The sequence below is a fragment of the Hydrogenophaga sp. ZJX-1 genome (assembly GCF_048590325.1).
Taxonomy (GTDB): Bacteria; Pseudomonadota; Gammaproteobacteria; order Burkholderiales; family Burkholderiaceae_C; genus Hydrogenophaga.
The window spans coordinates 123,909-143,386 of record NZ_JBMBRA010000008.1 but is presented as its reverse complement, the minus strand read 5'-3'; the positions used below and the strand labels follow the sequence as shown (position 1 = coordinate 143,386).

Here is a 19,478-nt window from a genome sequence, read left to right as displayed (position 1 = left end):
TGAAGATGCATCCAATTCTAGGCGGAGCGCTCGCCCATGTCCGTATCGCTGGCGGCACGATCCTGGTCGCCCTGAGTGTGGCGGGCGCCGGCTGCGGTCAAAAGGGTCCGCTGTACCTGCCCGGCGCGCAACCCGAGGCCCGGCCTGCCGCGCCGAAACCAGCGGACACGGTACCCAACGCGACCGATTCGCTGGACGAGTCGCCGCAGCGCTGAACTTCCTTTCGAGGCTGTCAATCCGGGGCCGCAAAGTTTCCTGGTCGTGGCCGCGATCGTGAAAGCGCTGTTCCAGCAATCCGTTCGCCTACTCAAGCATATTCAACGCCCCAGAGGGTCCTTGGGCCGCCAGCGTTTCCACACACGCCAGCCCAGCAACAAGGCCAGCAGAACCGCGTAAACACCCACTTCCGCAAAGTCGTTCTTGCCGCTGCGCATCCAGAAGAAGTGCAGCACCGCCAGACAGGCCACGGCGTACACGCAGCGGTGCAGCAATCTCCAGCGCGCAGCCCCCAACGCCCGGATGGCCCGGTTGAACGAAGTGCCGGCCAGGAGCAGCAGCAACACCCAGCAGAGAAAGCCGACCAGGATGAACGGTCGCTTGGCCAGATCGGTCAGCACCTCACGCCATTCAAAACCCATGTCAAACCAGGCGTAGGCCAGCAGGTGCAGACTGGCGTAGAAAAACACGAACAGCCCCAGCATGCGCCGCAACCGTGCCAACGCAGGCCAGCCCGCCATCACGCGCAACGGCGTCACCAGCAAAACCAGCACGAGCGCTCGAAGCGTCCAGTCACCCAGCGAGCGGATCAGGGCTTCGGCCGGATTGGCGCCCAGCTGTTCGTTCCAGGCGGCCCAAAACAGCCAGACAACCGGCAGGCTCCACAAAACAAACAGCAAGGGTTTGGCTGTGCGGTCCATGAGCCACCGGTTCACGCGCGACCCTGCCTTGCGCGGCAAGGTGACGGAATCCACCGCACCAGATCGGTCTGAAGGATCAGCGGAAAGTCGGGCGTCCACAAGCGCTGCGTTGCGAATGCAATGCCAGAGAAGTTCAGAAGAACTTGCGCAGGTCCATGCCCGCGTAAAGCTGCCCCACCTGGGGCTCGTAGCCGTTGAACATCAGAGTCTTGCGGCGTTTGGCCAGCAGGCCGCCCTCTTCACCAATCCGCCTCTCCGTGACCTGACTCCAGCGCGGGTGGGCCACGTCAGGATTCACATTCGAGAAAAAGCCATACTCCTGCGGAGCCGCGATGTTCCAGGCCGTGCGGGGTTCCTTGTCGGTGAACCGGATCTTCACCAGCGACTTGCCACTCTTGAAACCGTATTTCCACGGAACGACGAGGCGCACGGGTGCGCCGTTCTGGTTCGGCAACACCTCGCCATACATGCCAAACGACAGCAGCGTCAGCGGATGCATGGCCTCGTCCAGACGCAGGCCCTCGACATACGGCCACAACAACACACTGGAGCGCAAGCCCGGCATGGTATCCCGATCGGCCTGCGTCACGAACTCCACATATTTCGCGCTGCCCAGCGGCTGCGCCGCCCGGATCAACGCACCCAGCGAATAGCCCACCCAGGGAATCACCATGGACCAGCCCTCAACACAACGCAGCCGGTAAATGCGCTCCTCCATGGGGGCCAGCTTGAGCAATTCCTCCAGCCCGTAGGTCCTGGGCTTGTTCACCAAGCCCTCGACCGAGACCGTCCAAGGACTCGTCTTCAGCGATTTGGCGCGCGCCACGGGGTCCGACTTGTCGGTGCCGAATTCGTAGAAATTGTTGTAGGTCGACGCGTGCTCGTAAGCGGTGATTTTCTCCACTGTCGAAGCCCCGGGCAGTTGGGAAATGGCACCCGTCAGCGCAGCGAGCTTGCCAGGTCTGGTCACCGAGGCCAGGGCGTCGCGCGAGGCCCAACCTGCCAGCGCAGCACCACCGGCCCCCAGCGCCAAGCGCTGCAACCACTCACGACGCCTCAGATAAGCGGACCGGGACGTGATTTCGCTCGAAAAAGGATGACAGTACCCGGTGTCGGCTGAACGGATGATCATGAAAGGCTCCTTTGATTCACGTCAGTCGTAGGAGCTGACCATTTCTTACCAAGTTCCTGATCGGGACATCGAGCCCCCCGCTCCGCCCCGAATCCTGTACCGCCTACATGGCAGGATTCAGGGGTGGCAGAACCTCACAGCTCGCCATAGCTGTGCAAGCCCGAGAGGAACATGTTCACGCCCAGAAAGGCGAAGGTGGTGACCGCGAGCCCCACCAAGGCCCACCAGGCCGCCACCGTGCCACGCAAGCCCTTCATCAACCGCATGTGCAGCCAGGCGGCGTAGTTCAGCCAGACGATCAGCGCCCAGGTTTCCTTCGGGTCCCAGCTCCAGTAGCCGCCCCAGGCTTCGGCGGCCCAGAAGGCGCCCAGCACCGTGGCAATGGTGAAAAAGGCAAAGCCCACCGCGATGGCCTTGTACATCACGTCGTCCAGCACCTCGAAACTCGGCAGTCGCTCCGCGATGCGGCGGCGGCCGAACAGGATGGTGGCCACGATCAGCGCCGAAATGCCGAAATACACGAACCAGTAGCTGCCGCCCTTTTCCGCGGCCGACGTGCGAAAGACGATGGGCTCAAAACACAGAACGATGCCCAGCAACCACAGAGGCGCGAGCTTGTACCAGCGCGACTCGCTCGCGCTCTGCTTGATCAGGTAGGCAAACGCCAGCATCGCCGAGAGCGCAAAGGTGCCGTAACCGATGAAGTTGGCGGGCACGTGGAGCTTCATCCACCAACTCTGCAACGCGGGCACCAGCGGCTGGATTTCGTGGGCTTCGCGCACCACGGTGTACCAGAGCAGAAAGCCCACGGCCGCACTCACCACCAGCATCACAAAAGCGCCCATCGCACGGGTGTTGTACTGCTCTTCGTAATACAGGTAAAAGGTCGCTGTCATCCAGCAGAACAGCACAAAGACCTCGTACAGATTGCTCACAGGAATGTGACCGATGCCGACACCAATCTGGTGGCTCTCGTACCAGCGCACCATGGTGCCCACCAACGCCAGCGTCACAGCAACCCAGGCCAGGCGCGACCCCAAGCCTTCGAACGCATTGCCTGCGCGGGTGAACATCCCAACCCAGTAGAAGATGGTGCTCATGAAGAACAGCACGCTCATCCAGAGAATGGCCGACTGGCTGGAGATGAAATACTTGAGCATGAACACCTGGTCGGCGCGCGCCAGATTGGCCGTGCCTTCCGGCGTCTGGTACAGCGAGATGGCCAGCAAGGACAGCGCCGTCACCACCACCATCAGCACACGCAGGGGTCGCCAGAACCAGCCCAGCCAGATCACTGCCGGGACCGCACCCGCCAGAATGGCCTTTTCATAGACGTCCATGGCTGGGCTGTAGCGCACGAAACTCCACACCGCGCCCGCTATCACGAGAACAGCGAACAGCCAGTCCCACACATTGCGACGCGAGAAATAGCCGGGCTCCAAGCCGGAGCCGTTCTGGCCCCGCTTGAGTTCAAAGGTCTGGGTAGCGGTATTCATGAGGGCACCTTCAACAACTGGGACTTCAACACTTCAAACTCCTGATCGGCTTCCATCGTCTTGCGGTTGGACGACAGGGCCATGGTGGCCTGTGAATGCCCCGCGCCCGCAGGCGCGAGCCACACCCACACGCGCCGCTCGCGCACATAGAGCATGACAAAAACACCCAGGATCAGCAAAACGCAACCCAGGTACACGATGCTCTGGCCGGGCGCGCGCGCCACCTGGAACACACTGGCCTGCACATGCTCAAAATCCTTGAGCTGAAAGGTCATCGGGGCCGGGTAATAGAAAGCATCGCTCAAGCTCATGACGGCGTGCGTCATGAACTGCTGCGTGGCATCACTGCGCTCCAGCGGCTGCAGACCGGCCCGTTCGCGACTGACCTGCAACAGCTCGAACAGCGTTCCGTTGAGGATGCGCACCAGCACATCGCTGGCGCGCTCACGTTCTGCCTCGGGCACATTGCTTTCCAGAAACGCCGACACCGCCTGCAACCCCCCTTTGATGGGCGGATCACCCACCGGGGCCTCGGTGGCTTCGGCGCCGGCAAACAGATCAATCGCCCGACCGGCAGACGCCTGCAGTGCATCGGAGAGCTCGGTGCGCCCCGCTTCGACCGCCGAAACCGCGTATCGGCGCACGGCCAGTTCACGCAGCGCCGGATCGAGGAGGGCCGCGCGCAGACGCACAAAACCATCAATGCTGTCCTGATCATCGGCAGGGATGCGCAGGTACCGGAAAGGTTCGGACGGCGTTTCACGCATGCCAAAGAGGAACATGCGCGAACCATCGATCTCCATGGGCAGCATGTAGTTGTTGTATTCCACCGCCTGGCCCGCCGCGTCGCGCAGCTTGTAGCTGAAACTGGGGCCCACGTTGCGCAAGGTTTTTTCGGCACCCGGCTTGTGACCCGAGCCGAGGCGGCTCTCGATTGAACTGCGCAGGTCGACCTTGCGCACATCCGTGCCCGACGCCTCGCCCCCCTGATTAGCAAAGTTCTCCACATTGATCACGCGCAGGCCGGTGTACTCGAGTGTGAGCTTCTGGTCCCCATTGCTCAGCGCAGACGTGCCACCGATCACGCCCGACACCTCGAACGCCTTGGCCGGCCCGTTGATGGGCACCGCCTGCAGATTGACGCGCGACCCACCATCGTCAAAACTGGACTGGTAGATGTTGATGCCGCGGTGGCTGGCGGGATGGTTCACTTCAACCCGCGTGGCCTTCTTTTCGCCCGTCTCGTGGTCGTGGATCACGATGTCGCTGGCGAACAGCCTGGGCATGCCGGTGTCGTAGTACTCAACAATGAACTTCTTGAGTTCAACCGAAAACGGCAGATCCTGCAGCAGCACGCCATCGGACTGGGCCAGAATCGCGGTGCCCGCCGTAGTGCCCTCGGTCACCAGCAGGTTGCCCCGGAACGTCGGATTGCTGGGAGAAAGGCGGTGCTGAGGGGCCACATCGGCAATCAGGCCGCCACCGGTGAACGGCGTCTTGCCGTTGAACCACATCTGGGCACGCACCACCAGATCGCCATCGAGCAGGCCACCGAGGCACACCAGCACAATCGCGCTGTGTGCCGCCAGATAGCCGATCTTGTTGGCCGATCCCGCCTTGGCGGCCACCATCCAGCCGGTGCCACCCGCGCCTTCTCGCGACTGCAGCTTGACCTTCCATCCTGAACCCAGCAGGGTTTGACCGATGCGGTTGGCCGCCGACTCAGGCGTTTCAGGCAGTGCGCCTTCGGCCCGGTGCGGAAAAGCCTTGAGACTTTGCTCGCGGATGTTCTCCTTGAAGGCCTTGAAGTCCACCAGGATCTTGGGCGTGTTGCGCGCGATGCACAGGCTGGTACTGACCACCAGAAACGCCAGGATCAGCAGAAACCACCAGGCGCTGTAGACCGTGAACAGCCGGGCACTGCCAAACACATCGGACCAGAACGGGCCGAACTGGTTGACGTAGTTGTTCAGGGGTTCGTGTTGCTTGACCACGGTCCCGATGACCGACGCGATGCAGATCACCGTCAGCAGCGAAATCGCAAACCGCATGGACGACAACAGCTCAACCAGCTGACTGGCGAAGCGCGACCCGGTACGGATCTGCAGGCCTTGGGTAGATACGGTCATTTAGGCGTCGTAAAAAAACAAACAGGGCGGATCTGGAACAACCCAGAACGCGCCCTGATGTGATGCTTTGTTCGTGTGGCGGTTCAATGCAAAGAAAGATAAACCCGCATTGTGCCGCCAAATATTAACTGCCGCTTATATCCCCGGGAACCTCGGGGCTAAGCACCTGTCCGGTCAGCGCAGGCCTGCGATGTAGTCCGACACCGCCTGGATTTCGCGGTCGTTCAGCTTGGCCGCCACACCGGTCATCTGGATGTGGTTGGCACGCGTGCCGTCCCGGAACGCCTTCAGCTGGGTCGCCGTGTACCCGGCATGCTGCCCTTTCAGGCGCGGGTACTGCGAGGGAATGCCGGCGCCGGTGGGGCTGTGGCACCCCGCGCAAGCCGCGATCTGTCGATCAGCGATGCCGCCACGGTAGATGCGCTCACCCAGACGAACCAGATCCTTGTCCGTCGCGAAGCCTTCGCGCGCCTTTTGATCGGCCAGCCACCAGGCGATGTTGCGCATGTCATCATCGGACAGCGCCGCGACCATGCCCTGCATGATCGGGTTGGCCCGTTTACCGGACTTGAATTCCTGCAGTTGCTTGACCAGATACTCTGGATGCTGCTGCGCCAACATCGGATTCTCTGGAATCACCGAATTCCCGTCGGCTGCGTGGCAAGCCACACAAACCTGCCCGTAGGTGGCGGCACCCTTGGCAGCATCGGGTTTGACCGACTGCGCATGTGCACTGAACGACAGGGCTGCAGCGGCAGCCACGCAAAGGAAAGAAACGGGCAATTTCATGTCGGGGCGGCGTCGTTTGCGACGCGTCGGTTTGAAGAAGTTCGCGGCTTTCGGGCCGTACAGCATTCAATTTTACAATGCCTCACAGGACACCCAAATGACTCAAGTCAAGAATACCGCCCCCGCACCGATCACCACCTCGCCCGGCACCCCTTCCGTGCACGTTTCCGGGGAGGGCCAAGACGCCGCGCCGCCCGACATCAAAAGCCTGCACGGCTGGCTGCACACCGCCCGATTCCTCACCACAGCACCCCAGCTGGAGCACCTGCCCACGCTGGACGTTCCCGAGGTGGCGTTTGTGGGCCGATCCAATGCGGGCAAATCCACCTGCATCAACACACTGACCCAGCAAAAGCGCCTGGCGTTCGCATCAAAGACGCCAGGACGCACTCAAAGCATCAATCTGTTCTCGCTGGGCAAGCAGGGGCAGACCGACGCGGTGCTGGCCGATTTGCCAGGCTATGGGTACGCCGCCGTGCCGCGCGAGGCCAAGCTGCGCTGGCAGCGCGTGATGGGCAACTACCTCATGACGCGCGAAAACCTCAAGGCGGTGGTGTTGCTGTGCGACCCCCGCCTGGGTTTGACCGAACTGGATGAAATCCTGCTGGACGTGATTCGCCCCCGGGTGCAGAGCGGCCTGAAGTTCGTGATCCTCCTGACCAAGTCAGACAAACTCACGCGAGCCGAGGCCAACAAGGCCCTCTCCATTGCAAAGCTGCAGTGTGGCGGTGGCGAGGCCCGCCTGTTTTCTGCGTTGAAGAAGCAGGGGCTGGACGAAATGGCGCGGCTCTTGTGGGACTGGACCCATGGCGAGACCGTGGCACCCGTGGAGCAACCCGATGCGGCAGGAGACGACGAGCCGCCGGCGCTGGACTGAGCTCAGCCACTCGGAAGGAACTCGCCGCCCGTCAGACGCTCACCGGGTTGCCGCCGTGTTCATCAACGTCCATAAGGAGACGCTTCACCCGCCGGTCGCGTCTTGAAGCGCTTGTGCACCCAGTAGTACTGCTCAGGCATGGTCGCGATCATCTGTTCCAGATGCTGGTTCATGAGCGCGGTGTCGGCCACGGTGTCACCACCGGGATAGCCGTCCCATCCAGGGAGCACTTCCACGTCGTAACCACTGGGCGTCATCCGGCTGATGACCGGCACCACGCGCGCACGCCCCATCTGGGCCAGCCGCGGCAGGGTGGGCACGGTGGCGGTGCTCACCCCGAAAAACGGCACGAACACCGACTCCGCCGGCCCCATGTCCATGTCCGGCAAGAGGTACAGCACCTCCCCCGCTCGCAACGCCTGCACCAGCGAGCGCATGCTCTGGTGCTTTTCGACCAGCCTGACCGAGCCATACCGCAGCCGACCCGCCCGAATCCATTGATCCACGGCCACATTGCGTTGACGGGCGTACAGGCTGATGAACCTGCGCGGAAACCCCAGGGCCAGTGCGGTTCCGCCAGCGTCCAGTCCCACAAAGTGCGGAGCGAACACCAGAATCGGCCCGTCGGTGGCCAGTTCATGGACCGCCCCGACCAGCCTCAGGCGACGTCGGGTCACCGCTTCACTGGCTTCCCAGACCCAGCTCCGGTCCAGCCAGGATTGCGCGAAATACACAAAATGCCGGCGCACAGCGCGGTTGCGCTCGGCCTCGCTGTCCTGAGGGAAACACAGCGCCCAGTTGGTGCGAGCAATGTCCCGGCGCCGAGCGGCCACCAGATGCAGCACCTGCCCCGACAGCCAGCCCAGTCCACGCACCCATGACAGGGGCAAACGGGCCAGCAAGCGCATGAAACCCACGCCCAGTCGACCACCCCAGGTTTTGGTGCCCGATGGACTGTGAGGAGTTGGGGGGGGGATTGTGGACATGAATGACTGCGGTGAGCACCGGGCCGTTTCAGCGCTGGGGCGCGGCGCCGGTATCCGGGGACTCGGGTTGACGGGGTTGCTTGTAGCGATCGTACGACCAGAGGTATTGGGCCGGCGATTCTCGCACCAGCATCTCCATGGCTTGGTTGATCTGTCTGGCAGCCATCTGCGGGTCGCTGCTCAGGCCCTCCTCAGCCAGACCCGGGAAGGGGCGCACATGCACCAGGAACCCGCGCCCCCAGGAGAGCCGTTCGCCCCAGATCAATACCGGCTGCACGCCTGGCGTCCGTGCCAGGCGGGCCGACAAGGTCATGGTGTAGGCCTCACGCCCGAAGAACGGCGCCCACACGCCTTGGCCCGCGGGCGGCACCTGGTCCGGCAAGAGCCCCACGGCCTGCCCGGTCTTGAGCGCCTTGATGAGTTGCTTCACGCCAGCCAGCGTGGTCGGCGCCGTCAACAGGCCCGGGCGCTCACGGGAATGGGCCACCAGATCCCGCAGCCAGGGTTGGCGTGAGGGGCGAAACAGCACGGTGGTGGTCATACGCTCACCGAAACGCTGCGCCACCGCCTGCGCCGTGATCTCAAAACAACCCAGGTGCGGCGTCAGGAACAGCACGCCAGAGCCGTGGGCCATCGCCGCTTCGATCAGGGAAGCCCCTTCCCAGCCCACTTTCATCGGGGCTCCCAACCACAACCGGGTGGTTTCGACAGCCATTTTTCCCGCTTCGCCCACCGAAGCCAGCGCCACCCTGCGGGAGAAACCGGCCTGGCGAACATGGGCCATCAAGCGGCGCCGGTAACGCGGCGACAGCAGGAAGCTCAGCCAGCCCACCACCCAGCCTACTGCGTGCAGTACAGGCAGCGGCATGTATGAAAAAAAACGGAAAAGCAGTTGAAAGAGGACGGTCACGAAATGCTCAAGAGGCCAGCATGGCCGTCGAAATATACCGGCGGTGGGCGTACAGCCGGTGTCGGCAACAGGTCATGGCCTGCAGCACGGGCATCCAGACCCACGCATGCCCTAAAATCCTGTCATCGCCGAGTTATTGAACTAATTGCGGGGCGATTCACAAATTCCGCTAAAGCGTTCGCCGAATCCAGAAGACCGGCAACGCCGATCAACCAACTCTGGAGTTTATACATGGCGAACGACTTTCTCTTCACTTCAGAATCCGTCTCTGAAGGCCATCCCGACAAGGTGGCTGACCAGATTTCCGATGCGATCCTCGATGCGATCTTCAAGCAGGACCCGCGCAGCCGCGTGGCAGCCGAGACGCTGACCAACACCGGCCTTGTGGTGCTCGCGGGTGAAATCACCACCAACGCGCACGTGGACTACATCCAGGTCGCGCGCGACACCATCAAGCGCATCGGCTACGACAACACCGACTACGGCATCGACTACAAGGGCTGCGCCGTGCTGGTGGCCTACGACAAGCAAAGCAACGACATCGCTCAGGGCGTGGACCACGCGTCTGACGACCACCTCAACACCGGCGCCGGCGACCAGGGTCTGATGTTCGGCTACGCCTGCGACGAGACGCCCGAACTGATGCCTGCGCCAATCTACTACGCGCACCGCCTGATGGAGCGCCAGGCCCAACTGCGCAAAGACGGCCGACTGCCCTTCCTGCGTCCCGACGCCAAGAGCCAGGTCACCATGCGCTACGTGGACGGCAAGCCGCACAGCATCGACACCGTCGTGCTGTCCACCCAGCACAGCCCGGATCAGAGCGAGAACCAGCACCAGATGAAAGCCTCGTTCACCGAAGCCATCATCGAAGAAATCATCAAGCCGGTGCTGCCCAAGGAATGGCTGCAGAACACCAAGTACCTGATCAACCCGACCGGGCGTTTCGTCATCGGCGGCCCGCAGGGCGACTGCGGCCTGACCGGCCGCAAGATCATCGTCGACACCTACGGAGGTGCCTGCCCGCACGGCGGTGGCGCGTTCTCCGGCAAGGATCCGAGCAAGGTGGACCGCTCGGCCGCTTACGCCGCGCGCTACGTGGCGAAGAACATCGTCGCCGCCGGTCTCGCCAAGCAGTGCCAGATCCAGGTGGCTTACGCCATTGGTGTGGCCAAACCGATGAACATCACGGTCTACACCGAAGGCACGGGCGTCATCAGTGACGAGAGGCTTTCCGCGCTGGTGAACGAGCACTTTGACCTGCGCCCCAAAGGCATCATCAAGATGCTGGATCTGCTGCGCCCGATCTATGAGAAGACCGCGGCCTATGGCCACTTTGGCCGCGAAGAGCCCGAGTTCGCCTGGGAGCGCACGGACAAGGCGCAAGTGCTGCGCGCAGCGGCAGGCCTGTAAAAAAAGCTTCTTCGACGCATCCCATGAACTCCATATCAAGGGATGCGCCATGACGCCGCGCGAGAAAGACCTTCTGTTTTAAATGGTTTTGTAAGCGAGCACCAACATACACCTCAAAGCCCCAAGCCTGACCCTGGGGCTTTTTTTGACTCCAGAAATGGTGTTGCCCTGCTTGACCGACACACACAGGCCTGAATTTTTCCTCCCGGTGTCCGATATGAACGGTACAGAATTGAACCGCTGTGCATCGAAACGACCTGGAGCATTCAACCATGGATATCACTGTCGGCCTGGACCCGAACGACCTCGCCAACCCTGAACTAGAGCGGTTGGTCGCCCAGCGCACCCAGGAGTTGGAGCGCGCACTGGCGCGTGCCCAGTCGCTCTACGAGCAGGCACCCAGCGGCCATTTGTCGCTGGACGCCGAGCTTCGCTTCGTCAACATCAACCAGACGCTGCTGAACTGGCTGGGCTATGCGCGCGAAGAAGTGATCAACGAACTGGATCTGTTCGCGCTGATCGACCCCTCGTGGCGCGGTTTGCTGCAGACGCGCATGGATTCGTTGAGGCAATCGGGGCGTGCGCTGCCCATGGAGATCGAGGTGCAGCGCAAAGACGGTACCCGATTCCTCGCCTTGCTCTCGTCGACCGCTGTCAACGACGAGCACGGCGCCTTCCTGCACACCAACACCACCGTGCTCGACATCAGCGATCGCAAGGCCGCCGAACAGCGCGTGGCGGCTCACGATGGCTTTCTGCAGACCATCACCGACCGCATCCCGGTCCGGCTGGCCTACTACGACAAAGACCTGATCTGCCGGTTCTCCAATTCCGCACACGCACGCCGCTACGGCAAGATGCCCAGCGAACTGGTCGGCACCCACCTGAGTCAGGTGGTGCGCGCCGAGTTGATGCCAGATATCTTGCCGCACTTTGCCGAGGCACTCAGCGGTCAACCACAGAACTTCGAAGCCGAACGCGTCGCCCATGACGGCACCACCAGCTTCTATGAAATCCACTACATCCCCGACTTCCAGCACGGCATGGTCGAGGGCATCTTCATCGAGATGCACGACATCAGCGAACGCCGGCGTACCGAGGAATTCGTGCTCGAAGCCAACCGCGATCTGGAAGAACGGGTGCGCGAACGCAGTGCTGAGCTGTTCCAGAGCGAGCAGCGATACCGGCTGATGGTCGACGCGATCCAGGACCACTGCATCTACTTCGTGGACGAAAACGGTGCGGTGACCGAGTGGACCGAGAGCGCCCAGCGCCTGCACGGCCATTCCCGCGCCCAGATGCTGGGAGAGCCCTACACGAAGCTGCTGGCCACCGACAACGCTGGCGAGGACGAGGTGAGTCCGGAACAGGTCCTGCGACTGGCCAAATCCCACGGTCAGTGGGAAACCCGTGGCTGGCGACTGCGCGATGACGGTTCGCGCTTCTGGGCCCACACCGTGCTGACCGCGCTGCGCAACGAAGCGGGTGAACTGCAGGGATTGTCCAGCATCACGCGCGACATGACCGCGGCGAAGAGTCTGGAGGACGTGATGAACGACCTCAACCGCGAGCTCGAAAAACGCGTGGCCGAACGCACCCAGCAACTGGTGGCGGCCAACAAGGACCTCGACGTGTTCTCGCACATGGTGTCGCACGACCTGCGCGCACCGCTGCGCCACATCGCCAGCTTTGTCAGCCTGCTGCAGGAGCAGATGGGCGAATCCAGCGACAGTCTGGCGCTGCAATACCTCAACTCGATTGCCAAGGCCAGCAAGCGCATGAGCATCATGATCGAAGGCCTGCTCGAATACGCACGGCTCGGGCGGGTGGCGATCGAGGCGCAGCCGGTGCCACTGGCGCCTTTGCTCGACGGCGTGATTGCCCACCTGAAGCAGGAGAATCCCCATCGCTCGATCGAATGGGTGGTGGAGGAAGACCTGCCGGTCGTGCGCGGCGATGCGATGTTGCTGGCCGAAGTGTTCAGCAACATGCTGAACAACTCTGTGAAATACACCCGCACCCGCGAACACGCCCGCATTGAAATTGGCTGGAAGGTCAACCCGGTGGGCGGACGCACCTTCTTCATCCATGACAACGGCGTGGGGTTCGATCTGGAAAAAGCCCACAACCTGTTTGTGATGTTCCAGCGGCAACACCACTCCATGGACTTCGAAGGCAATGGCACCGGCCTTGCGCTGTCCCAACGCATCATCGAGCGCCACGCCGGCCGCATCTGGGCCGAAACGGCGCCCGGTGAAGGCTGCACCTTCTACTTCACCCTGCCTTTCGAGGGTCTGGAACACGAGCTGGAATTTCCCAAGTCGTCACTCGCGGAACTGGCGATCTGACGATACGAGATCCTGGAACCGACGGGTTCACGTCACCACAATGGGTGCGTGAACCCGGCCGATCTCACCACGATTCCCTTTCCATTCGTGCAGAGCCTGTTCGCCCTGCATGGGCAAACCGTCATCGGCGTCGGCCGCGGCCTCGGGGCTGTCCATGACCCGCGCTCTGGCCGCCGAACCCGGGCCTGAGGGCATCAGCGTCACCGCCATCTCACCGGGCTACTACGCGACCGCGACCAACAGCGCGACAAGACACCCAGACGCTGGCCTGGCTGCGCCAACGCAGCTCGCTCGTTCGCTGGGGGCAACCCGATGAAATCGCCGGGGTGGCCGCGTTCCTGGCGAGTCCCGCGGCCAGTTGCGTCACTGGCTTGGTACTCATGGTGGAAGGTGGCCACCTCGCTCACTTCTGAGACCGGTCACAGGCCGCCCCACAACAGACTGCAGACGGCCCGGTCAAAACGTTGTCAGCGCGGCACCAGGAAGACCGATTTTTCGTCGAGCTGGATCGCTGCCTCAGTGGTGGACTGCAGCTTGAACACGATGGGGTGCGAACCACTGGACGCACCCGGTGGCACCTGCACCCGCACAGCCAGGGTGCGCACCTCGGTCGGCAACACCTCGACCCTGGTTTCGGAAGCGATCACGATGCCATCCATACCGTCCACGCCCAGTTGCACCACCTGTTTTGCTTCGGTGGCGTTCATGATCTGCAGCCGGAACACGTTTTCGATGCGGCCCTGTTCGACCATGCGGGCGAGTGCGCCACGGTCCCGGATCACGTCCACCTTCATCGGCACGCGCCTGTAAAGGCTCACCCCGACGGCGATGGCGATGGCGGTCAGCACCGTGGTGTAGATCAGCACCCGAGGGCGCAGCGCCCGGCGGATGATCTGCGCCTTGTCCCAGCCACTGGTCATGGCGTTTTGCGTGGAGTACTTGACCAGGCCGCGCGCATAGCCAAACTTGTCCATCACTTCGTCGCACACGTCAGCACAGGCGCCGCAACCGATGCACTCGTACTGCAAGCCCTTGCGGATGTCGATGCCGGTGGGGCAGACCTGCACGCACAAGGTGCAGTCCACACACGAACCGAGGCCTTTTTCTTTCGGGTCCACCTTCTTGCCCCGCGAGCCACGTGGTTCACCGCGGGCGGTGTCGTAGGTGACGATCAGGGTGTCCTTGTCAAACATGGCACTCTGGAAGCGTGCATAGGGGCACATGTATTTGCACACCTGCTCGCGCATGAACCCGGCGTTGCCGTAGGTGGCAAAGCCGTAGAAAAAGATCCAGAAGGTCTGCCAGGCGCCCAGCGTACCGGATACCACGTCAGCCGCCTGACCACGGATGGGCGTGAAGTAGCCGACAAAGGTGAAACCGGTCCAGAGCGCAAACAGGATCCACGCGGTGTGCTTGATGGCCTTGCGGCCAGCCTTGGCGCCTGACAGCGGCGCCTCGTCCATCCGTATGCGGGCCGACCGATCACCCTCGATCTTTTTCTCGATCCACAGGAAAACCTCGGTGTAGACCGTCTGTGGGCAGGCGTAGCCACACCACAGGCGCCCGGCCACAGCCGTGAACAGGAAGAGCGAGAGCGCCGCCATCACCAGCAAACCGGTGAGGTAGATGAAATCCTGTGGGTAGAGCACCAGCCCACCCAGGTAGAACCGGCGTGACAGCAGGTCAAACAGGATGGCCTGGCGGCCGTTCCAGTTCAGCCAGGGCAGACCATAAAAAACGATCTGCGTGACCCATACCATGGCCCAGCGCCAGCGGGTGAAGAAGCCCGAGACCGAACGCGGGTGGATTTTCTTGTGCGATTCGTAGAGCGAAACCTCAAGCTCGCTGGGCTCGTCCTCGGGCACGGGGCCCAGGGGCTGGTTGGCGGTGGTCGTGGACATAGGTGCTTTCTTGCGGGTGCCGCTGTGTAGGGTGTTTGGCGTCGAACGCCAGACTGGTGTGCACACCGACCCCTGTTCCAAGAACCGTGCCAGTCCACGAAATCACCAAGAATCAAGGACTTGCAGCACCTGGTGGACAATTTTCGGATCTGAGAATCTGGAAGCACTGCCAGATTCGACAGTTAAACGACAGATATGGCGCCAGTTCATGAAAGCCCCCTGGACGGGGATAAAACCGCTGCGCCCCTTGAAATACCACCGAAGCGCCCTTATCATTAGCACTCGCTGGAGTGGAGTGCTAACACCTTGCTCCAAGTCGATCAGAGGCCATACCCGACCCTTGCGGTCGGTCTTGACCGACTGACCCAACCCCTCATCCGTTCAATCTCAGGAGATGCAATGAACCTTCGTCCTCTCGCCGATCGCGTGATCGTCAAACGTATCGACAGCGAAACCAAGACCGCTTCCGGCATCGTCATCCCCGACGCCGCTGCTGAAAAGCCCGACCAGGGCGAAATCCTGGCCGTCGGTCCCGGCAAGAAAAACGACAAAGGCGAACTGTCCGCCATGAACGTCAAGGTCGGCGACCGCGTTCTGTTCGGCAAATACAGCGGCCAGACCGTGAAGGTCGATGGCAACGAACTGCTGGTCATGAAAGAAGACGACCTGTTCGCAGTCGTCGAGAAGTAATTCTTCTCTCATCCATCCCCATTTACTGAATCCGGAGAAATCAACATGGCAGCAAAAGACGTCATTTTCGGCGGCGAAGCCCGCGCACGCATGGTCGAGGGTGTGAACATCCTGGCCAACGCGGTCAAGGTCACCCTGGGCCCCAAGGGTCGCAACGTGGTGCTCGAGCGCTCGTTCGGCGCCCCCACCGTGACCAAGGACGGTGTGTCCGTGGCCAAGGAAATCGAACTCAAGGACAAGCTCCAGAACATGGGCGCCCAGATGGTCAAGGAAGTCGCTTCCAAGACCTCGGACAACGCTGGCGACGGCACCACCACCGCCACCGTGCTGGCCCAGGCCATCGTGCGCGAAGGCATGAAGTACGTGGCCGCCGGCATGAACCCGATGGACCTGAAGCGCGGCATCGACAAGGCTGTGGAAGCCCTGATCGAAGAGCTGAAGAAGGCCTCCAAGGCCACCACGACCAGCAAGGAAATCGCCCAGGTCGGCTCCATCTCCGCCAACTCCGACTCCAGCATCGGCGACATCATCGCCAATGCCATGGACAAAGTGGGCAAAGAAGGCGTGATCACCGTGGAAGACGGCAAGTCGCTGCAAAACGAACTCGACGTCGTCGAAGGCATGCAGTTCGACCGCGGCTACCTGTCGCCCTACTTCATCAACAACCCGGAAAAGCAAGCTGCCCTGCTGGACAACCCCTTCGTACTGCTGTACGACAAGAAGGTCTCCAACATCCGTGACCTGCTGCCCACGCTGGAACAGGTCGCCAAGGCCGGCCGTCCGCTGCTGATCATTGCCGAAGACGTCGAAGGCGAAGCCCTGGCGACGCTGGTGGTCAACACCATCCGCGGCATCCTGAAGGTTGTCGCCGTCAAGGCCCCTGGCTTCGGCGACCGCCGCAAGGCCATGCTGGAAGACATCGCCATCCTGACCGGCGGCAAAGTGATCGCCGAAGAAGTCGGCATGACGCTGGAAAAAGTGACCCTGGCCGATCTGGGCTCGGCCAAGCGCATCGAAGTGGGCAAGGAAAACACCACCATCATCGACGGTGCCGGTGCTGCCGCTGACATCGAAGCCCGCGTGAAACAAGTGCGCGTGCAGATTGAAGAAGCCACCAGCGACTACGACCGCGAAAAGCTGCAAGAACGCGTGGCCAAGCTGGCCGGCGGTGTGGCCGTGATCAAGGTCGGCGCAGCCACCGAAGTCGAGATGAAGGAAAAGAAAGCCCGCGTCGAAGACGCCCTGCACGCCACGCGCGCTGCGGTGGAAGAAGGCATCGTGGCCGGTGGTGGCGTAGCCCTGCTGCGCGCACGCCAGGCCGCTGGTGTCATCAAGGGTGACAACGCTGACCAGGACGCCGGCATCAAGCTGGTGCTGAAAGCCATCGAAGCGCCCCTGCGCGAGATCGTGGCAAACGCCGGTGGCGAGCCGAGCGTGGTGGTCAACGCCATCCTGGCCGGCAAGGGCAACTACGGCTTCAACGCCGCCAACGACACCTACGGCGACATGATCGAAATGGGCATTCTGGACCCAACGAAAGTGACCCGTACCGCGCTGCAGAACGCCGCTTCCGTGTCCAGCCTGATGCTGACGACCGAGTGCATGGTGGCCGAGTCCCCGAAGGATGACGCACCTGCCATGGGTGGTGGCGGTATGGGTGGCATGGGTGACATGGGCGGCATGGGCATGTAATTGCGCCTTGCCTGAGACGCCAGGCCGGCGTTGCAAGGGCTTGCCCGTGGCGCTGCCACTGTCTACGCCCTTGCGCCTTGACCTGGCGCCTCATGCTGCGTCGGATTGCATCACTGCACGCTGACGAAATCCCAAGAAAAAACCCCGCGAAGCGCTTCGCGGGGTTTTTTCATTGATGCCCCCAAACGAGGGGACTTCGGGTGGGTCAACGCATCATGCCTTCGAGCTTGATCGTGTCCACCACGAACGCACGGATGCCTTCGGCCAGCTTCTCGGTCGCCATCGCGTCTTCGTTCATCGCAAAGCGGAAACCGGCTTCGTCGTAAGTGACAAAGGGGATGTCCATGGCCTTGGCAGCGCCGGCATCCAGCGCCTTCGCCAGCGGCGCTTCGCTCGCCGCCAGCTGCGCCAGCAGGTCCGGGCTGATGGTCAGCAGGTCGCAACCGGCCAGCGCCGTGATCTGGCCCACGTTGCGGAAACTCGCACCCATCACCTCGGTGGCGATGCCGTGCTTCTTGTAGAAGTTGTAGATTGCGCGCACCGACTTCACGCCTGGATCGTTCGCGCCCGCCATCGCTGCTTCGTCCCAGCTCGCGCCGGCGTTCTTCTTGTACCAATCGTAGATACGGCCGACGAAAGGCGAGATCAGCTGCACCTTCGCCTGACCACAGGCCACGGCCTGGGCGAACGAGAACAGCAGGGTGAGGTTGGTGTGGATGCCATCGCGCTCCAGGCGGGCAGCGGCTTGAATGCCTTCCCAGGTGGACGCGATCTTGATCAGCACGCGGTCGATGTGCACGCCCTCGCCCTGGTAAAGATCGATGATGCGACGCGCGCGGGTCACGGTCGCTTCGGTGTCGAAGCTCAGGCGCGCGTCCACCTCGGTCGACACGCGACCGGGGATGTGTTTCAGGATCTCGCAGCCGAAGCTCACGAGCAGGCGGTTCATCACCTCGTCCAGCCCTTGGGCGCCGTATTTCGCCACCGCATCCTTGAGCAGGTGGGCGTATTCGGGCTTCTGCACCGCCTTCAGGATGAGCGACGGATTGGTGGTCGCGTCGCGGGGCGAGAAGGCGGCGATCTGGTTGAAGTCCCCGGTGTCGGCGACCACGGTGGTGAGCTGTTTGAGTGCGTCGAGCTGGTTCATTTCGCCATTATCGGGTGTAATAAGGTTTCACAATCTCCATGTAACCTGTTTCGTAACCCGATTGTTCCTCATGCTCGACCGCATCAAAGCCTCCCTGCCCTCTCTGGCACCCGCCGAACAACGGGTGGGCAAACTCGTGCTGCTCGATCCACGCAGTTTTGCCAGCCTGCCGGTGTCCGAGCTGGCCGAACGGTCGCACGTGAGCAAACCGACTGTGGTGCGCTTCTGCCGCAGCATGGGCTACGACGGCCTGTCGGACTTCAAGCTCAAGCTGGCCGGCACGGTGAGCGAGGGTGTGCCCTTCATCCACCGAAGTGTGGACGTGGACGACAAGGTGGGCGACGTGCTGGTCAAGGTGATCGACAACACCGTGGCGGCGTTCCTGAAATACCGCAACGACGCGTCCACGCACTCGATCGAGAAGGCGGTGGACGCGCTGCTGGCCACCTACAAGAACCGCGGCCGCATCGAGTTCTACGGCGCTGGCAATTCGGGCATCGTGGCGCAGGACGCGCAGCACAAGTTCTTTCGCCTGGGCATCAACGCCATCGCTTACAGCGACGGCCACATGCAGGTCATGAGCGCCTCGCTGCTGGGGCCGGGCGACTGCCTGGTGATCGTGTCCAACTCGGGCCGCACGCGCGACCTGATGGACGCGGCCGACATCGCCCGCAAGCACGGCGCCACGGTCATCGTGATCACCGCCAGCGGCTCACCACTGGCGGCAGCGGGGCACATCCACCTCTCGGCCGACCACCCCGAAGGCTATGACCGCTACAGCCCCATGACCTCGCGGCTCATGCACCTGATGGTGATCGACGTGGTCGCCACCTGCCTGGCGCTGCGCATCGGGGGCAGCAAGCTGCAGCCGCTGCTGAAGGAGATGAAGAACAACCTGCGGAGCAAGCGCTACGCCTGACCGTGCGCGTTGAGGGCTGAACATTCCCCCCTGCGCCGCTGACGCGGCTTCCCCCAGAGGGGGACACTGCCAATGGCCCGGCAAAGCCGGTTCCACGGCATCCTGAGGTTTGGAGGCACGTGGGCCGAACAG

18 protein-coding genes are annotated in these 19,478 nt (G+C 62.4%); 8 read left to right on the top strand and 10 right to left on the bottom strand.

Annotation, left to right across the window (positions count from 1 at the left end):
- Positions 1-5: 5 nt before the first annotated feature.
- Complete coding sequence (locus tag ACN5W5_RS20660) at positions 6-215, top strand: lipoprotein (RefSeq protein WP_420050324.1); 210 nt, start codon at positions 6-8, stop codon at positions 213-215.
- A 102-nt stretch (positions 216-317) separates the two neighbouring features.
- On the opposite strand, the gene ACN5W5_RS20655 is transcribed toward ACN5W5_RS20660, so the two are convergent.
- From ACN5W5_RS20655 to ACN5W5_RS20635, 5 genes are all read right to left on the bottom strand, one after another.
- Positions 318-917: a sulfite oxidase heme-binding subunit YedZ gene (locus tag ACN5W5_RS20655; RefSeq protein ID WP_420050323.1), complete on the bottom strand. Its 600-nt coding sequence runs from the start codon at positions 915-917 to the stop codon at positions 318-320.
- Between the two features lie 133 nt (positions 918-1,050).
- Entirely contained in the window at positions 1,051-2,049 is a 999-nt protein-coding gene (msrP, locus tag ACN5W5_RS20650; protein ID WP_420050322.1) for a protein-methionine-sulfoxide reductase catalytic subunit MsrP, read from the bottom strand.
- Positions 2,050-2,183: 134 nt separating this feature from the next.
- Positions 2,184-3,545, bottom strand: a complete 1,362-nt coding sequence (ccsB, locus tag ACN5W5_RS20645) for a c-type cytochrome biogenesis protein CcsB (RefSeq protein WP_420050321.1) — start codon at positions 3,543-3,545, stop codon at positions 2,184-2,186.
- A complete protein-coding gene (locus ACN5W5_RS20640) occupies positions 3,542-5,674 on the bottom strand; it encodes a cytochrome c biogenesis protein ResB (RefSeq protein ID WP_420050320.1) in 2,133 nt (710 codons plus the stop codon). The genes ccsB and ACN5W5_RS20640 overlap by 4 nt, the downstream gene beginning before the upstream one ends.
- Before the next feature lie 174 nt (positions 5,675-5,848).
- Positions 5,849-6,463 carry a c-type cytochrome gene (locus ACN5W5_RS20635; protein ID WP_226465255.1) on the bottom strand — a complete coding sequence of 205 codons (615 nt, stop codon included), beginning with the start codon at positions 6,461-6,463 and terminating at the stop codon, positions 5,849-5,851.
- A gap of 97 nt (positions 6,464-6,560) precedes the next feature.
- Between ACN5W5_RS20635 and yihA the strand changes: the two genes are divergently transcribed.
- Positions 6,561-7,340 carry a ribosome biogenesis GTP-binding protein YihA/YsxC gene (gene yihA / locus ACN5W5_RS20630; protein ID WP_420050319.1) on the top strand — a complete coding sequence of 260 codons (780 nt, stop codon included), beginning with the start codon at positions 6,561-6,563 and terminating at the stop codon, positions 7,338-7,340.
- A gap of 62 nt (positions 7,341-7,402) precedes the next feature.
- On the opposite strand, the gene ACN5W5_RS20625 is transcribed toward yihA, so the two are convergent.
- A complete protein-coding gene (locus ACN5W5_RS20625) occupies positions 7,403-8,326 on the bottom strand; it encodes a lysophospholipid acyltransferase family protein (protein WP_420050318.1) in 924 nt (307 codons plus the stop codon).
- Positions 8,327-8,354: 28 nt separating this feature from the next.
- Positions 8,355-9,236 (bottom strand): lysophospholipid acyltransferase family protein, encoded by an 882-nt coding sequence (locus ACN5W5_RS20620; protein ID WP_420050317.1) that lies wholly within the window; start codon positions 9,234-9,236, stop codon positions 8,355-8,357.
- Between the two features lie 231 nt (positions 9,237-9,467).
- Here ACN5W5_RS20620 and metK point away from each other — a divergent pair, with 231 nt between their 5' ends.
- Together metK and ACN5W5_RS20610 are read left to right on the top strand one after the other, a co-directional pair.
- Positions 9,468-10,649 (top strand): methionine adenosyltransferase, encoded by a 1,182-nt coding sequence (gene metK, locus ACN5W5_RS20615; protein WP_420050316.1) that lies wholly within the window; start codon positions 9,468-9,470, stop codon positions 10,647-10,649.
- A gap of 272 nt (positions 10,650-10,921) precedes the next feature.
- Positions 10,922-12,997, top strand: a complete 2,076-nt coding sequence (locus ACN5W5_RS20610; RefSeq protein ID WP_420050315.1) for a PAS domain-containing sensor histidine kinase — start codon at positions 10,922-10,924, stop codon at positions 12,995-12,997.
- Positions 12,998-13,024: 27 nt separating this feature from the next.
- Here ACN5W5_RS20610 and ACN5W5_RS20605 read toward each other — a convergent pair whose 3' ends face one another.
- The gene (locus ACN5W5_RS20605; protein WP_420050314.1) at positions 13,025-13,153 is read right to left on the bottom strand and encodes a hypothetical protein; all 129 of its coding nucleotides are present in this window, start codon (positions 13,151-13,153) and stop codon (positions 13,025-13,027) included.
- Positions 13,154-13,182: 29 nt separating this feature from the next.
- Here ACN5W5_RS20605 and ACN5W5_RS20600 point away from each other — a divergent pair, with 29 nt between their 5' ends.
- Positions 13,183-13,410 carry an SDR family oxidoreductase gene (locus tag ACN5W5_RS20600; RefSeq protein WP_420050407.1) on the top strand — a complete coding sequence of 76 codons (228 nt, stop codon included), beginning with the start codon at positions 13,183-13,185 and terminating at the stop codon, positions 13,408-13,410.
- 54 nt (positions 13,411-13,464) lie between these two features.
- Here ACN5W5_RS20600 and ccoG read toward each other — a convergent pair whose 3' ends face one another.
- Complete coding sequence (gene ccoG, locus ACN5W5_RS20595) at positions 13,465-14,898, bottom strand: cytochrome c oxidase accessory protein CcoG (RefSeq protein ID WP_420050313.1); 1,434 nt, start codon at positions 14,896-14,898, stop codon at positions 13,465-13,467.
- Positions 14,899-15,297: 399 nt separating this feature from the next.
- Between ccoG and ACN5W5_RS20590 the strand changes: the two genes are divergently transcribed.
- Together ACN5W5_RS20590 and groL are read left to right on the top strand one after the other, a co-directional pair.
- On the top strand, positions 15,298-15,588 hold the full coding sequence (locus ACN5W5_RS20590) for a co-chaperone GroES (protein WP_068174446.1): 291 nt from the start codon (positions 15,298-15,300) through the stop codon (positions 15,586-15,588).
- Positions 15,589-15,633: 45 nt separating this feature from the next.
- Positions 15,634-17,280: a chaperonin GroEL gene (gene groL, locus ACN5W5_RS20585; protein WP_177132996.1), complete on the top strand. Its 1,647-nt coding sequence runs from the start codon at positions 15,634-15,636 to the stop codon at positions 17,278-17,280.
- Between the two features lie 205 nt (positions 17,281-17,485).
- Here the strand turns inward: groL and tal are convergent, their stop codons facing one another.
- Positions 17,486-18,427 carry a transaldolase gene (gene tal, locus ACN5W5_RS20580; RefSeq protein WP_420050312.1) on the bottom strand — a complete coding sequence of 314 codons (942 nt, stop codon included), beginning with the start codon at positions 18,425-18,427 and terminating at the stop codon, positions 17,486-17,488.
- Between the two features lie 70 nt (positions 18,428-18,497).
- Between tal and ACN5W5_RS20575 the strand changes: the two genes are divergently transcribed.
- A complete protein-coding gene (locus tag ACN5W5_RS20575) occupies positions 18,498-19,346 on the top strand; it encodes a MurR/RpiR family transcriptional regulator (protein WP_177132998.1) in 849 nt (282 codons plus the stop codon).
- Positions 19,347-19,478 lie beyond the last annotated feature (132 nt).